Raw genomic sequence first — 13,888 nt, 5'->3', positions numbered from 1 at the left:
TAGTGTATCAGCAAAGCCTAAAATTCCTTCCGCATCAGCAAATTGCCACGGCCAAGGTGCTCGCCTTTGGCCCGCGTTGAGCTATGATCTTCTCGGCTGGGGGGCTGGTTTTTGCTGAGCGAAGTCGAGATCACCTATTATCGCAGTCGTATAGACGATGTCCTGCGTGAGGGGCGGCCGACCGCCTGGCAGCGCCAGTTCCTCATGGACATACGCCAGAAGATCGAGCGTTACGGTCCGCGCACGCGGCTCACCGAAAAGCAGATGGCGACACTCAGGAAGCTGACAAGGCTGCCGGGTCATGCCGATCTTTCGTTCATCAAGCCAATGGAAGCGAACCAGGGAACGCGAACCTACGGGCGCCCCCATTGGCGAAGGACCGGCCGTCGACGCTGGAGTTATCGCGAGATCAAATTCCTTGCGTTGTTGCTGGTGGTGATCACGATTGGCGGCGGCCAGATGCGAACGGAATGGCTGCGGAAGGGCGGTCTCAGCTCTTTTCAACCGGCAGCGTCATCTGCCGATTTTCAAGGTCAATCCTTCACGGTCACCGACGGCGACACGGTTCGCATGAGCGATGGCACGCGCGTTCGACTTGTCGGCTTCAACACGCCGGAAAAGTTCGAGCCCAGATGTTCGCGTGAAGCCGCGCTTGGAAATCGGGCAAGTGAGCGCCTGAGAGAGCTCATTGAGTCCGGCACGCCGATAGTGACCAAGGTTGCCTGTTCCTGCAAACCCGGAACGGAAGGTACGAACAGGTGCAATTACGGCCGGAGTTGCGGAACGCTTCCGGTTGATGGTCGCGATGTTGGAGAGATCCTGATCTCCGAAGGCCTGGCGGTTTCGTTTGTCTGCGGCGACACAAGTTGTCCTCCGACGCCGCGCCCGTGGTGCAGGTGAGAGGCGGGGCTTGGACTAGGACGGCTCAACCGCCTTATGCGGGAGGCGCCGGCGCCCGGGATGGCGCAGAATTAGGATTTCCCATTGAGTGTCATCTCGACCATCGTCGGGCGAAAGCCTGCTGCAGCAAACAGCCGTTGAGCAGCTTCGTTTCGGTGCGCTGCGGAGAGCACGAAAATGTCTGCGCCTCGCCCTTGCAGCTCTGCGATCACCGCGTCGAGTAGCATCCTGCCGACGCCCTGATTGCGCTTTTCGGGCTCAACGAAAAGATCGTGGATGACCCCCGCTGGTCCTCGAAGCGACATGTAGTCATATCCCTCGAGCGCGGCATACGCGTAACCAACGATCATTTCTTCCTGCTCGGCGGCGAGGACTACAACATCGGGCTTTTCAAGCTGACTTCGCAGCCATCGAGCATAGGAAGCCTTCGTGCCGGTTTCCGTCGCGATGAAGCGCTTGGGATCCCATTGATGATGAAGCGCCATCAGCTGAGACCCGTACCTGCCAAGCACAGGCACATCTTCATCGTGGGCGGCTCTGATCGTGATCGTTGATGGCATTTCGCGGCATGATCCATCGAGGGTGTTGTCGAGCCATCATCCCCGATCTGCCCGGCCAAGCAACGTTCTATCGTAAATGAACTGCGCCGTGGCTCAACGCTCGGAGTTAGCGACAGCTCTGTCTTTCCCGCCAGGCCTTCTCTGCCGAATTTAACGACGCGGTCGCTGACACGCCGCGCGGCTGGCTGCGGGCTTTCGGGGGATTGGGCGGTTCAGGTTGGAGAGTCTGCGGGGTCACCGATCCGGTCGCTCCGCCATGCCAATGTTTCCAGGTTATTCGATTGCCGCTCGCCGAGACGCTTCCCCGCTTTCGTCGAGATCGACGGCATCGCTGAGCGGGACGGCCGCGATTGTTTTAATTTGTTGAGCGAGGGCGGAAAGCTTGCTCGCAATATCCTGAAGCTCGGACGGTGAGCTTGAGCTCACACGGGTGTCCTTTACGCCATGTTTGTCCACGTTGTCGTCCCTTGCGATTGAACTTGGGTGCTCAGTATATTTGCAAGTTCGAATATTGGGCCACCACGTTCCGCGCGTTTTTGCCTTGCCGCACAACTGGCCATTTGGGTCGGAGTGCTGGCACATGCTTGGCTTCGGCCGGAGGTGGGTGGCGAAATAATGCTGCTTATCGGCCACACCGGTGTGTCGATCGTTACAAAGAATGCTGCACGTGCGAAACAATCTGACCTGGAGGATCGCGGAGCGGGTAGTCGCGTCTGTTAGTGCGTGCTAAATCACGGGAATGCATCGATCTGATACAGAAATCGCTACGAGCGTCGCCGACCTCGTGACGCAATTCAAGGCGGCCCAGTGCCAGCTGGGTGAGACGGCTGGCGAGTATGAGACTGAGCGGTTCCGCTCACTCGAACAGACGATCGAGCAGTTGTTTCAATCGATCAAACGACGCGTGCCGCGCGACGCGGCCGAATTCAGGACGATTGCGGCATTCTATCTCGACCTGCTCGAGGACAGTGACGGCGGCTTCAACAAACGGCTTCATGATTGCCTGCGCCAGTTGGTCGACTGGCACACCACGGATAGGCATCCAAACGGTGTTGGATTTGCAAAGGGCGGGCGACCGCAAGGGATGGCAGAGGGTTAGACGGAGCAATGAAGGAGGACGGAGAGCGCACGTTCCTTGTTGAACTCACCGATGCGGATACGACGGACTCCGGGATCTTCACCTGGGATATCATTCGCGACCTCGTCTATGGAGATTCGGCCCTGGCCGAACTTTTCGGTCTCGCCGCGAACGAGACGAGCCAGGGATTACCGCTCAAACTGTACCTCGACCGGGTCCATCCAGAGGATCGCCAGGGTTGGCAAAGACAATTACGGAAACGATCGTGAGCGGACGAGCCCAGCAGTCGTTCTACCGCGTCAAGACGCGGGGTGGCTTGTATGTCTCGGTCGTTGCTTTTGGTCGGTGTTTCCAGGATCGCGATGGAACACCGGTCCTGTATTCCGGCATCGTCGTTCTGGAAAGCGCAATCTCGACAAACGACAACCGACGGCATTAGCGCCGAAGCAGGATTTTCCCGACGCGGACGCTGGTAGACTGGCCGGACCTTCGCCTGATCGTCGCCGGTTCGCGGGACGACCTCAATCGTCAATTTATGCCCTCTGACACCACACGATCTGACGCAACAGGCCGTCCTATTCTCGGTGGTCTTTGTGCCAGGGCTGTCCGTCGATAGCCTATGATTTGCGAAAATCGGTGGAGAACCAGGTAGAGTCGCTTCGATAGCTCTTCTGGATTGTTCGCATGGATAGCTTATTGCGGAATGCGCCGGGTTCAGCCCGGTGAGTCGATCAATGGTGGTTCCGAGCTAAGCGAATGACGCAGCAATTCGATCTGTTCGTCGCTGAAGATGCGACAAATCAGAAGGCGGTTGGTTCGCCGGCGAAGCGACATCCTCCAACCGCGCTCAGCGAAGAGGATATGGTGCGCGTGCTTCGTGAAACCGGGCGCTACCGCATCCTGAAAAAGCTTGAACCGCGTCCAGTCACGGCGTCGCCGCACCCCGGGTTTCCGTTAAGAGGCGTGATCGTCGATACCGAGACGACTGGCCTCAACCATCGCAAGGACGAGGTCATCGAAATTGGTGTCGTCGCGTTCACATTTGACGATACCGGCGCTATCGGCGATGTCACGGGCGTCTACGGCGGTCTGCAGCAACCAAGCATCCCAATTCCGGCCGACGTCACGCGCCTGACCGGTATCACTGATGAGATGGTGGCCGGACAAATGATCGATCTGGCGCAGCTTCGGACCATAGTCGAGAACGCCGATCTCGTGGTCGCGCACAACGCCGGATTCGATCGACCGTTCTGCGAGGCCTTTTCGCCGGTTTTTGCCGGGAAGGCATGGGCCTGTTCGGTCTCCGAAATCGATTGGTCGGGGCGCGGCTTTGAAGGCACAAAGCTCGGCTACCTGATCGGCCAGGCGGGATACTTTCATGAAGGGCATCGGGCGGTCGACGATTGCTTCGCCCTGCTCGAGGTGCTTGCGCAAGAATGCGCCCAGGACCAGCGTACGCCGTTTGCCGAGCTTTACGAAGCGAGCCAGCAATCGCGCGTGCGCATCTTTGCTGAAAACAGCCCGTTCGACATGAAGGATCAGCTAAAAGCCCGCGGCTACCGTTGGTCGGACGGTAGCGACGGGCGTCCGAAGTCCTGGTGGATCGAGCTTCAGGAAGATGCGCTGGACGAGGAACTGCGTTATCTGCGCTCTGAAATCTATCGCTGGGATGCAGACCCGCCGACCAGGTATCTTACCGCCTTCGACCGCTTCAAGACCTAACGGTCGACTAGCCCGGCCTCCCTGCTCGTCGGTGGGCGGCGGTTTTTGTGCGCAAATTGGCGTTGTCAGGTTAATGGCTTGTTGCCGTGAGATCCCGAGCGCGCATGGTAGTGGGCGGCAACCGCTGACGTTGCCATGCCAGCCTCCAAGCACGCGCCGATGAAGGCCTCGCGCGCGACTGCAGATGGAACCGAGTGGCTCAACGCACCCCGGCACGTCGTCACGGCTCGTTCATAGCCTTGTCCGTGTCGTAACGGCCATTCGTGTTCCAGAAAATCCAGCGCGTCGTAGACCGATGCGAAAATGCGGTTGGCTCCTGACTGTAAACGAACAGATAACGGAACCGTCCAAGGTATCTCAGGAAGGCGCATAATGTCCTCCTTCCGCAGGCTAACGGTTTGAAAAAATTAAAATAAATTATAAGGGAAACTATACAACGATAGGCCCCGTCCTTCAACTGTTGATACAGTAGTCATCTCGGGAGGCAGGCCTAGTACATTCGCCGTACGGACTGCGAGAACACGGTGAGGGAACCTGGCGCCGGCCTCCGGCCATGGGCATCGCGAGGTGTCCGCGGCGGACTTCGGAAGGACCTTGGAGCTTGTCTGATCGCTGCCGCGCAAAGCGTCTCGAAACTGCAGGTAGCAACGATCCGGAATACTCAGCGCTTTTGTGGCGGGCACCAAGCGTCAAGAGATCCAGGGGCGTCATTGAGCAGGTTGATATATTAGCAAAGCCGTACCGAAATTGCCGAAAACGACCTTCCTTGCCGGGGGCTTTGTTCGTATCGGAGTGCATCGGCTTGGCCGATGGAGTTTTTCTTCCCCGCGTTCAGAGAGCCATCTGGGTGCGAACCTTGCCCCGCCTTCCCCGGCGGGGCCTTCTTTCCAATCTTTCCGCTTGGCGATTGTCGGAGCGCGAAGATTTCCGCCTCGGTCGGCAGCGCCAAGGCGCGAGGAACCTGATCAACCGCGAGGCGTGAAAAAGCATGAGAAAGCTGGTCGCAGGGAAGCTCCATGGCATTTACGTCACCGAGGCGAACCTCAACTATCATGGGTCGATCACCCTTGACCCGGACCACTGTGAGGAGGCCGGCATCTTGCCGATGGAGTTCGTCGAGATCTGGAACAAGAATTCCGGGGCGCGCATCTCCACCTACGTCATCCTCGGTGAACGCGGATCCAGGTGCTGCATCCTCAATGGCGCGGCCGCAAGGACCTGCCAGCCCGGCGACCAGATCATCATATGCAACTCGGTCTACCTCGACGATAGCCGGCTTACCTCGTTGAGGCCGAAGATCCTGACTTTCGACGAGAACAACCACGTGCAAGATCGCCTCAGCTACTCGGTTGGGGTCGATGCGTCTGGCAAATACACCTTCGAAATCCTCGACGAGGCCGAGACGGCATTGCCGATACCGCTCATGGTGTCCGGCAGCTGAGAGTCCGCAAGCATGTTAGGCCGGCGGTCGCTGACGCGGCCGGCCTTTTGCGTCTTCCTCAAAGCGCGAATGAGAACTGCGGCGCGCTTTCGCGTTTGGCTGGTTCAAGCGACGACAGCGTCACGCCCAGCAACCGGATGCCTTTCGCAGCAGGGAAGAGTGGAGACAACAGCATCGTCAGGACCGCGGCGAGCTCGGCGGCGCTCGCGATCGGTGCTGCAGTTGTCTTGCTCCTGGTGATCTGCGTGAAGTCCGCCCATTTCACCTTGAGCGTTGCGGTCTTGGCGCGAATGCCGCTCGCCTCGCAATAGCGCCAGACCTTTTCGATCAGCGGTTCGAGGCCAGCTTGGGCGGTTTCAAAATCATGGACGTCCACTAAGAACGTGTCTTCCGCGCCGATGGACTTGCGCACCCGGTCAGCCTTCACTTGGCGCTCGTCGATACCGCGGGCGATCCAGTAGAAGTAAGGTCCTGATTTTCCGAAGTGTTGCTGCAGGAAGGCGATATCGCGGGCCTTCAGATCGGCGCCCGTTTCGATGCCGAGCTTGTGCATGCGCTCGGCGGTTGCCGGGCCGACACCATGGAATTTCTTGACGGGTAGGGCCTCCACGAAAGCCGGACCGTTTTTCGGGGTGATAACGAAGAGGCCATCCGGTTTTCTCTGGTCGGACGCCATCTTGGCGAGAAACTTGTTGTAGGAAACGCCGGCCGACGCCGTCAGGCCCGTCTTTGCCTTGATCTTTGCGCGAATCTCCTCGGCGATCTCGGTCGCAAGTTCTATTCCCTTGAGGTTCTCGGTGACATCAAGGTAGGCCTCGTCGAGCGAGAGTGGTTCGATCAGGGGCGTGTACTCGGCAAAGATCGCATGGATCTCTCCCGAAACCGCACGATAGGCGTCGAAGCGCGGTCTCACGAAAATCAGCTCCGGGCATTTCCGCTTGGCCGTGACGGACGGCATGGCCGAATGGACGCCGTATTTGCGCGCCTCGTAGCTTGCGGCTGCCACCACGCCGCGGGCCTCGCCAAAGCCAACGGCGATCGGGAGCCCGCGAAGCTCGGGATTGTCCCGTTGCTCCACCGATGCGTAGAAGGCATCCATATCGACGTGGATGATCTTGCGCAGTTGCCTGAGTGTGTCTGTCACGGCTCGCTCACAGCAATAGTTCCTCGCCCGGCGATGGCGCAGGCGGCTCGACGACAACGAGCATATTGCCGGGAAGCGACCGCTGCAGGTGCTTCACCTCGTCCCAGGATCCGGTGAGCCAAAGGTCGACCTCTTCAGGGGTGGTCAGGATCACCGGCATGGCCTTGAGATGGATCGGAGCGACGATCTCGTTCGGGGATGTGGTGAGGAAGCCGAAGAGCTCGTATTCGAGCTCACCATCGCGCACACGCCTCACACCCTTCCATGGTGTCCAGAAGCCCGCGAAGAACATGAGCGGCCGTTCCTTGTTGCCGGCAAACCAGGCGTTCGGGACTTTTCCGCCGGGAACCTTAACTGCCGGATCCGGCTCGGCAAAGGAGGTGAAGGGCACGACGCAGCGGCTGGTCGGCCCGAGCCAGCGTCTCCAGTGCGGAGAGGTGACGTTTCGGATGTTGGTGACGCCTGGATCGTAGTTCTTCACGAAAGCCGGCGGCGAGGGCATGCCCCAGGTGACCCGCGTGATCTCGCGTTGACCGTCGTCGCCGACGCGAACAACCGGCGCCTGATAGCCTGGATAAACATCATAGGACGGCTGGTTCCAGCCGGCCTTGTCGCGAAAGGCCTTGGTGAATGCGATCACTGCATCGCGTGTCGTCGTGATGTTGTAGAGATTGCACATCGGCTCCGGTCCTCCGCTTTTCTCATCCGTCTTTCATACCAGCGCCCGCGCGCCTCTGTCGCCGTTCCCGGCGGCCGACGCATCCGTCTGCGCGAGGCCGCGTCTCCGTGCTGGCCGTCCGGATCGCAATCAACAGGCTCTTTTCTGAACTTCGTTGACTCGCAACCCAAATAGGAACAAATAGAGAACATATCAACAGGAAGCGCTAATGCATAGCCCTGAGGAGTTGTTCCTTCCAAAATGTCCCGTCCAGTCGACAATATCGTCGTCTCAGCACTTCGCGAGCGCATCCAGAGCCTCGAGGGCACAAGCGGCCGTGGACGGCAGGTCCTGCCGTTTGGTGTCGTCGAGATCGATCGGCGCTTGCCGGGCGGTGGGCTCACACTCGGTTCGTTGCATGAGGTCGCCGGCGGCGGCAACGGTGCAATCGACGGCGCTGCAGCTGCCCTGTTTTCGGCTGGTATCGCCGCCCGCTCGAAGGGCAAGGTGCTCTGGTGCGTGACGCGGCCCGATCTCTTCGCACCGGCGCTGGCCCAGGTGGGACTGGCGCCGAGTCGCGTCATCTATGTGGAGGCTGGCGACGAAAAGGCGCTTCTCTCCTGCATGGAAGCGGGGCTTCGCCACGGCGGACTTGGAGCCGTCGTCGGCGAGCTCGCACGTCTTCCGATGACCGCCTCGCGCCGCTTGCAGCTTGCGGCCGAAGGGTCTGGCACAATGGGCATTGCGATCCGCCGCTGGCGGCGCCAGGCCGAGGCCTCGGATTTTGGGCAGCCGACGGCATCGGTCACGCGTTGGCGGGTGTCCGTCTTGCCGTCGGCCCCCTTGCCGGTTCCAGGCGTCGGCCGCGCGCGTTGGCTCGTCGAACTCATCCGCTGCCGCGCCGGCGAAAGTGCAGATTTCGAAGTGGAGGCCCCAGATGCCAAGGGTCGTATCGCTCTTCCTTCCGAGCTGGTCCACGGATCGCCTGAGACGCAAGCTCGGCGACGCAGCGCCGCCGGTTGAGACGCCTCTCGTCCTCGTCGGCCGCGAAAAGCGCCGGCGGGTGGTGCTCTCGGCGAATGCCGCGGCGATAGCCGCAGCCTTGCGACCCGGCATGGCGGCCACGAAGGCCCAGGCGCTCGTCCCAGATCTTGTCGTCATGGACGCCGATCCGGCGGCCGATGCAGAAGCGCTCGAACGCCTGGCGCTCTGGGCGCTGCAGCGCTACGCGCCGATCGTTGCCGCGGATCCGCCTGATGGCTTGGTGATCGACACGACGGGTGCCGATCATCTGCATGGCGGTGAAGACTTGATGCTGTCGGGCATGGTCAACCGGTTCTTCGGATCGGGCATCGAAGCGCGGGCTGCGGTTGCCGATACGTGGGGGGCGGCCCATGCCGGCGCCCGGTTTGTCGCTCGTCCGACGCTTGTCATTGCGCCGGGAGCGCAGCAGGACATCATCCGCAACCTGCCGATCTCAGCCCTTCGCCTCGATCCCGCAATTGTCCACGGTCTTCGTGTGCTGGGCTTCAACACGCTGGGCGAGGTCGCCGGCGTGCCGCGGGCGCCGCTTGCCCTCAGGTTTGGACCCGAGCTTGGCCGTCGCCTCGACCAGGCAATGGGAAAGGTTTCTGAACCGATCGACCCCGTGCGCACGCCCGATCTCATTGACGTTCGCCGCTCCTTTGGTGAACCGATTGCTGCTGCCGAAACGATTGCGCGTTATGCCGGCAAGCTGGTGAGCGCGCTCTGTCGAGCACTGGAAGACAGGGGCCTTGGTGCGCGGCGCGTCGATCTTCTCTTCCATCGCGTCGACAACACCTGCCAGGCGATCCGCGCCGGCACCGCGACCCCTGTTCGCGACGCCAAGCGCCTGACACGGCTCATCACCGATCGGATCGAGACGATCGACCCCGGCTTCGGGATCGAAATCATGTCGCTGACGGCGACCCACGCCGAGCCGCTTATGGCAAGCCAGGTCATTTCCTCGCTGGTCGAGGAGCCGGAAGCCGATGTTTCCGGCCTGATCGACATCTTGGGAAACCGTATCGGCGCAAGTCGGCTCTTTCGCTTTGCACCGGTTGCAAGCGACGTGCCCGAGCGCTCCATCAACCGCATCGCGCCGATGGCGCCGGACGAAGGCCAGACCTGGCCCGGCCAATGGCCAAGACCGGTGCGCCTGCTTGTTCGTCCCGAACCGATCGAGACGATGGCGCTGCTTCCCGATCATCCGCCGGTCAGTTTCACCTGGCGCGGCGTGCGCCGGCGGGTGAGACGAGCCGATGGGCCGGAGCGCGTCTTCGGCGAGTGGTGGAAGCGCGACGCCGAGCTCGTCGCCGTGCGCGACTATTTCCAGGTCGAAGACGACGCCGGCGAGCGCTACTGGATTTATCGCGCAGGCGACGGCGAACACAGCGAGACCGGCAGCCACCAATGGTTCCTGCACGGGATCTTCGGATGACGACGCCACGTTATGCCGAACTGCAGGTAACCTCGCATTTCTCCTTCTTGCGCGGTGCGTCGTCCTGCGAAGAACTGTTTCAGCGAGCTGTTAAGCTCGGCATCGAAGCGCTGGCTGTGGCCGACCGCAACAGTCTCGCCGGCATCGTGCGCGCCCATCAGGCGGCTAAGGATGTCGGTGTTCGGCTGGTCGTCGGCTGCCGCCTTGATCTTGAAGGCGATCTCCCGGTTCTCGTCTATCCGACCGACCGGCCGGCCTATGCGCGGCTTTGCCGGCTGCTGTCACTCGGCAAGAAACGCGGCGGCAAGGCGAAATGCCGGCTCGATTGGTCCGATCTCGTTGCCTATGGCGAGGGCCTGATCGCGGTCCTCCTTCCCGATGCCGCTGATGAAGAGTGCGCGCGGCAGTTGCGTCGTCTGAGGCAAGCATTCGGGGATCGCGCCTACCTGGCGCTGACGCTCCGCCGGCGGCCGAACGATCAGCTGCGGCTTCACCAGCTGTCAAATCTGGCGGTTTCACTTGGGGTGTCGACCGTCGTCACCAACGACGTGCTGTTTCATGTCCCGGAGCGGCGCATCCTGCAGGATGTCGTTACCTGCATTCGCCACAACATCATCATCGATGAGGCCGGTTTCCGCCGCGAGCGGCACGCCGACCGCTACCTGAAACCGCCTGAAGAAATGTCGCGGCTCTTTGCGCGCTACCCCGAAGCCCTTGCCCGGACCGTCGAGATCATGGAGCGGTGCCGCTTTTCGCTCGACGAGCTCGCTTACCAATATCCGGAGGAGCGCTTCAATCCGGAACTGACGGCACAAGAGACGCTGGCGCAACTCACCTGGGAGGGGGCCGCCTGGCGCTATCCCGAGGGGTTGCCGGCAAAGGTCCGAAAGAACCTCGAGCACGAACTGCGGCTGATCGAGAAGCTTCAATATGCGCCCTACTTCCTGACGGTGAATTCGATCGTGCGTTTTGCCCGCTCAAGAGACATTCTTTGCCAGGGCAGGGGGTCGGCCGCCAATTCTTCCGTCTGCTATGTGCTCGGTATCACCTCGATCGACCCTGAAATCAACGACCTTCTCTTCGAGCGCTTCGTTTCGGAGGAGCGGCGCGAGCCGCCGGATATCGACGTCGACTTCGAGCACGAGCGCCGCGAGATCGTCATGCAATGGGTGCTCGAAACCTATGGCCGCGATCATGCAGCTCTTTGCTCGACCGTCATCCGTTACCGGTCGAAAGGCGCCATCCGCGATGTCGGCAAGGCGCTTGGACTGCCGGAGGATATGACAAAAATGCTCTCCTCCCAGGTCTGGGGCTGGGGCGAAGACGTCGGCGAAAAGCATGCCGAGGAGCTCAATCTCAATCTTTCCGATCGGCGTCTTCGCCTGACGCTGGATCTTGCCCGCCAGCTGATGGGAGCGCCCCGCCACCTGTCGCAGCATCCAGGCGGTTTCGTTTTGACCCACGATCGCCTCGACGAGCTCGTCCCGATCGAGCCTGCGGCCATGGCTGACCGGCAGGTGATCGAATGGGACAAGGACGATATCGATATCCTGAAGTTCATGAAGGTCGATTGCCTGGCGCTCGGCATGCTCTCCTGCATGAAGCGCGGTTTTGATCTTCTTGCTGAGCACAAGGGCATCAATCTCGATCTCGCCAGCATTCCGGCCGAGGATCCGCGCACCTATGCGATGATCCGGCGAGCCGACACGCTCGGCACCTTCCAGATCGAGAGCCGCGCGCAGATGTCGATGCTGCCAAGGATCAAGCCGCGCACCTTCTATGACCTCGTCATCGAGGTGGCGATCGTTCGGCCCGGGCCGATCCAGGGCGACATGGTCCATCCCTATCTTCGCCGGCGCGAGGGCAAGGAGGCGGTCGTCTACCCGAAGCCGGAACTGGAGCAGGTGCTTGGCAAGACGCTCGGCGTGCCGCTCTTCCAGGAACAGGCGATGCGGGTCGCGATCGAGTGCGCCGGCTTCACGCCCGGAGAAGCCGATCAGCTCAGGCGCGCCATGGCGACCTTCAAGCATACCGGTGGTGTCTCGAAGTTCGGCGAGAAGCTTGTCCGGGGCATGGTTGCCAACGGCTATGAGCCGGACTTTGCCATCAAGACCTTCAAGCAGCTCGAAGGTTTCGGCAGCTACGGGTTCCCGGAAAGCCACGCCGCCTCCTTTGCGCTGATTGCCTATGCTTCTTCCTGGCTGAAATGCTGGCATCCGGACGTCTTCTGTGCGGCTCTCCTCAACGCTCAGCCGATGGGATTTTACGCCCCGGCCCAGATCGTGCGGGATGCGCGCGACCATGGCGTCGAAGTCCGCCCGGTTTGCGTGAACGCCAGCCGCTGGGATTGCACGCTCGAGGCAACGGAGGATGAAAGTCGCTTTGCCGTCCGTCTTGGTCTTCGCATGGTCAAGGGGCTGGCGAATGTCGATGCTGCGACGATCGTTGCCGCGCGCGACGAACAAGCTTTCGAAACCGTCGACGATCTCTGGCGCAGGGCGGGCGTGCCGGCCGCCTCGCTCGTCGAGCTTGCCGAAGCCGATGCCTTCCAGCCTTCACTCAGACTTGCGCGTCGCGAGGCGCTTTGGGCGATCAAGGCGCTGCGCGATGAACCGTTGCCGCTCTTTGCTGCCGCGTCTGCCCGTGAAAACCGGACCGTCGCGGAACTGGATGAGCCGTCGGTCTCGTTGAGACCCATGACGTCGGGCGGCGAGGTGGTCGAGGACTACGGCCATGTCGGGCTGACGCTGCGCAACCACCCACTCTCGTTCCTGCGCGCGGATCTTACGGAACGCCGCATCGTCACCTGCCGGGAGGCGATGCAGTCGCGCGACGGAAAGTGGCTTGAGGCTGCGGGCCTTGTTCTCGTCCGCCAGCGGCCGGGCTCGGCCAAGGGCGTGATGTTCATCACCATCGAGGATGAGACCGGCATTGCCAATCTGGTTGTCTGGGCCAAGACCTTCGAGAAGTACCGCCGCGTCGTGCTCAGTGCCGGCATGCTCGGCGTCTATGGCCGTATTCAACGGGAGGGCGAGGTCGTGCATCTCGTCGCCCATCGCTTGACCGATCTATCCGCCGAGCTCGCAAGCGTTGGTGACCGCGATGCCGGCTTTCCTCTTCCGCATGGACGAGGCGACGAGTTCCATCATGGGTCGCCGGCGCCCGACCCGCGCGGACTGCCGAAGGGGCCGCGGCCGCGCGACATCGTCGATCCCTACTTGCATCTCGATGCGATCAAGGTGAGGACGCGGGATTTTCGGTGAGGCGTGCCGCAATTCCCTTTGATTTCTACGGAAAGTTGTTCTTACCCTTGCATGCAAGGGGAAAAGAAAAACACGGTGTGATCGCGAGTGAGCTGGGGGAGAACTTGGTGACGGATAATGTCGAAAGCGGTCCAATCCGTGCCGGATTTTGGCGTCGAGCGGTTGCATTCCTCGTCGACGTTGTGATCGTTGCTGTTCCCATGCAGGTAATTGTCATTATCATGTTCGCGCTGACGGGTGGCGCCGTGCAGGGCAACTTTGGTATTCGCGCCACTCTGTGGTTTCACTGGTCTCGGCCGGCCTTGGTATCGGTTTTGCGCCGGAATGGAAGAAGGATCTGCCGAACCGCAGCTTCGAGCTCCGGCTCGTTCGCTAGGCGACCATGCTTGGTGTCGTACCGAGGCAAAATGCGCGCCATTCAACAAACGCTCTTTTGGCTCAATGGCTTATCGCTCATGTGTGGATTTCTTGCTGGCGGCAAAAAACGCCTATTGACGTCCGATCAACGGTTCCCCTATAAGCCCGATCACTGACGAGGGCGGCGGCGCTGCTGGCGACGACGACCTTCGCTCTAGAGTTTCCTTGGTTGGCTGAGGCTGATTTGAGGGTCTGGGACGGAAGTTTCGGGCTTGTTGGAAACGGTTTGACGGACGGTGAGTTC

Annotated in this window: 13 protein-coding genes; 9 read left to right on the top strand and 4 right to left on the bottom strand. The window is 61.0% G+C overall.

Annotation, left to right across the window (positions count from 1 at the left end; genetic code table 11):
• Positions 1–111: 111 nt before the first annotated feature.
• Positions 112–900, top strand: coding sequence for a thermonuclease family protein (locus tag V7S54_RS31245; protein WP_336409833.1), 789 nt, complete (start codon positions 112–114; stop codon positions 898–900).
• A gap of 71 nt (positions 901–971) precedes the next feature.
• On the opposite strand, the gene V7S54_RS31240 is transcribed toward V7S54_RS31245, so the two are convergent.
• Entirely contained in the window at positions 972–1,460 is a 489-nt protein-coding gene (locus tag V7S54_RS31240) for a GNAT family N-acetyltransferase (protein WP_065377377.1), read from the bottom strand.
• Between the two features lie 784 nt (positions 1,461–2,244).
• Here V7S54_RS31240 and V7S54_RS31235 point away from each other — a divergent pair.
• The 3 genes from V7S54_RS31235 to V7S54_RS31225 all read left to right on the top strand — a co-directional run bounded on the left by V7S54_RS31235 (position 2,245) and on the right by V7S54_RS31225 (position 4,260).
• Positions 2,245–2,559: a hypothetical protein gene (locus V7S54_RS31235; protein WP_336409834.1), complete on the top strand. Its 315-nt coding sequence runs from the start codon at positions 2,245–2,247 to the stop codon at positions 2,557–2,559.
• Positions 2,560–2,567: 8 nt separating this feature from the next.
• Complete coding sequence (locus V7S54_RS31230; protein ID WP_336409835.1) at positions 2,568–2,807, top strand: hypothetical protein; 240 nt, start codon at positions 2,568–2,570, stop codon at positions 2,805–2,807.
• Positions 2,808–3,294: 487 nt separating this feature from the next.
• Positions 3,295–4,260, top strand: a complete 966-nt coding sequence (locus V7S54_RS31225) for a 3'-5' exonuclease (protein ID WP_336409836.1) — start codon at positions 3,295–3,297, stop codon at positions 4,258–4,260.
• Positions 4,261–4,325: 65 nt separating this feature from the next.
• Here the strand turns inward: V7S54_RS31225 and V7S54_RS31220 are convergent, their stop codons facing one another.
• The gene (locus tag V7S54_RS31220) at positions 4,326–4,631 is read right to left on the bottom strand and encodes a DUF982 domain-containing protein (protein ID WP_336409837.1); all 306 of its coding nucleotides are present in this window, start codon (positions 4,629–4,631) and stop codon (positions 4,326–4,328) included.
• Between the two features lie 617 nt (positions 4,632–5,248).
• Here V7S54_RS31220 and panD point away from each other — a divergent pair.
• Complete coding sequence (gene panD, locus V7S54_RS31215; RefSeq protein WP_336409838.1) at positions 5,249–5,701, top strand: aspartate 1-decarboxylase; 453 nt, start codon at positions 5,249–5,251, stop codon at positions 5,699–5,701.
• A gap of 58 nt (positions 5,702–5,759) precedes the next feature.
• On the opposite strand, the gene dinB is transcribed toward panD, so the two are convergent.
• The gene (gene dinB, locus V7S54_RS31210; protein ID WP_442892636.1) at positions 5,760–6,845 is read right to left on the bottom strand and encodes a DNA polymerase IV; all 1,086 of its coding nucleotides are present in this window, start codon (positions 6,843–6,845) and stop codon (positions 5,760–5,762) included.
• A gap of 7 nt (positions 6,846–6,852) precedes the next feature.
• A complete protein-coding gene (locus tag V7S54_RS31205; protein ID WP_065377383.1) occupies positions 6,853–7,524 on the bottom strand; it encodes an SOS response-associated peptidase in 672 nt (223 codons plus the stop codon).
• A 240-nt stretch (positions 7,525–7,764) separates the two neighbouring features.
• On the opposite strand from V7S54_RS31205, the gene V7S54_RS31200 reads away from it, so the two are divergent.
• The 4 genes from V7S54_RS31200 (at position 7,765) to V7S54_RS33370 (ending at position 13,760) form a co-directional block, all read left to right on the top strand.
• Positions 7,765–8,526, top strand: a complete 762-nt coding sequence (locus V7S54_RS31200) for an ImuA family protein (RefSeq protein WP_065377384.1) — start codon at positions 7,765–7,767, stop codon at positions 8,524–8,526.
• Positions 8,441–9,964 carry a Y-family DNA polymerase gene (locus V7S54_RS31195; protein WP_065377387.1) on the top strand — a complete coding sequence of 508 codons (1,524 nt, stop codon included), beginning with the start codon at positions 8,441–8,443 and terminating at the stop codon, positions 9,962–9,964. The genes V7S54_RS31200 and V7S54_RS31195 overlap by 86 nt, the downstream gene beginning before the upstream one ends.
• A complete protein-coding gene (locus V7S54_RS31190; RefSeq protein ID WP_336409839.1) occupies positions 9,961–13,227 on the top strand; it encodes an error-prone DNA polymerase in 3,267 nt (1,088 codons plus the stop codon). The genes V7S54_RS31195 and V7S54_RS31190 overlap by 4 nt, the downstream gene beginning before the upstream one ends.
• 107 nt (positions 13,228–13,334) lie before the next feature.
• Positions 13,335–13,760 (top strand): hypothetical protein, encoded by a 426-nt coding sequence (locus V7S54_RS33370; protein ID WP_442892639.1) that lies wholly within the window; start codon positions 13,335–13,337, stop codon positions 13,758–13,760.
• The last annotated feature ends 128 nt before the right edge of the window (positions 13,761–13,888 follow it).

The sequence above is a fragment of the Ensifer sp. CCNWLY38 genome (genome assembly GCF_037120565.1).
In the GTDB taxonomy this organism is placed as follows: Bacteria; Pseudomonadota; Alphaproteobacteria; order Rhizobiales; family Rhizobiaceae; genus Ensifer; species Ensifer adhaerens_H.
This window is presented reverse-complemented; position numbering and strand designations above follow the sequence as displayed.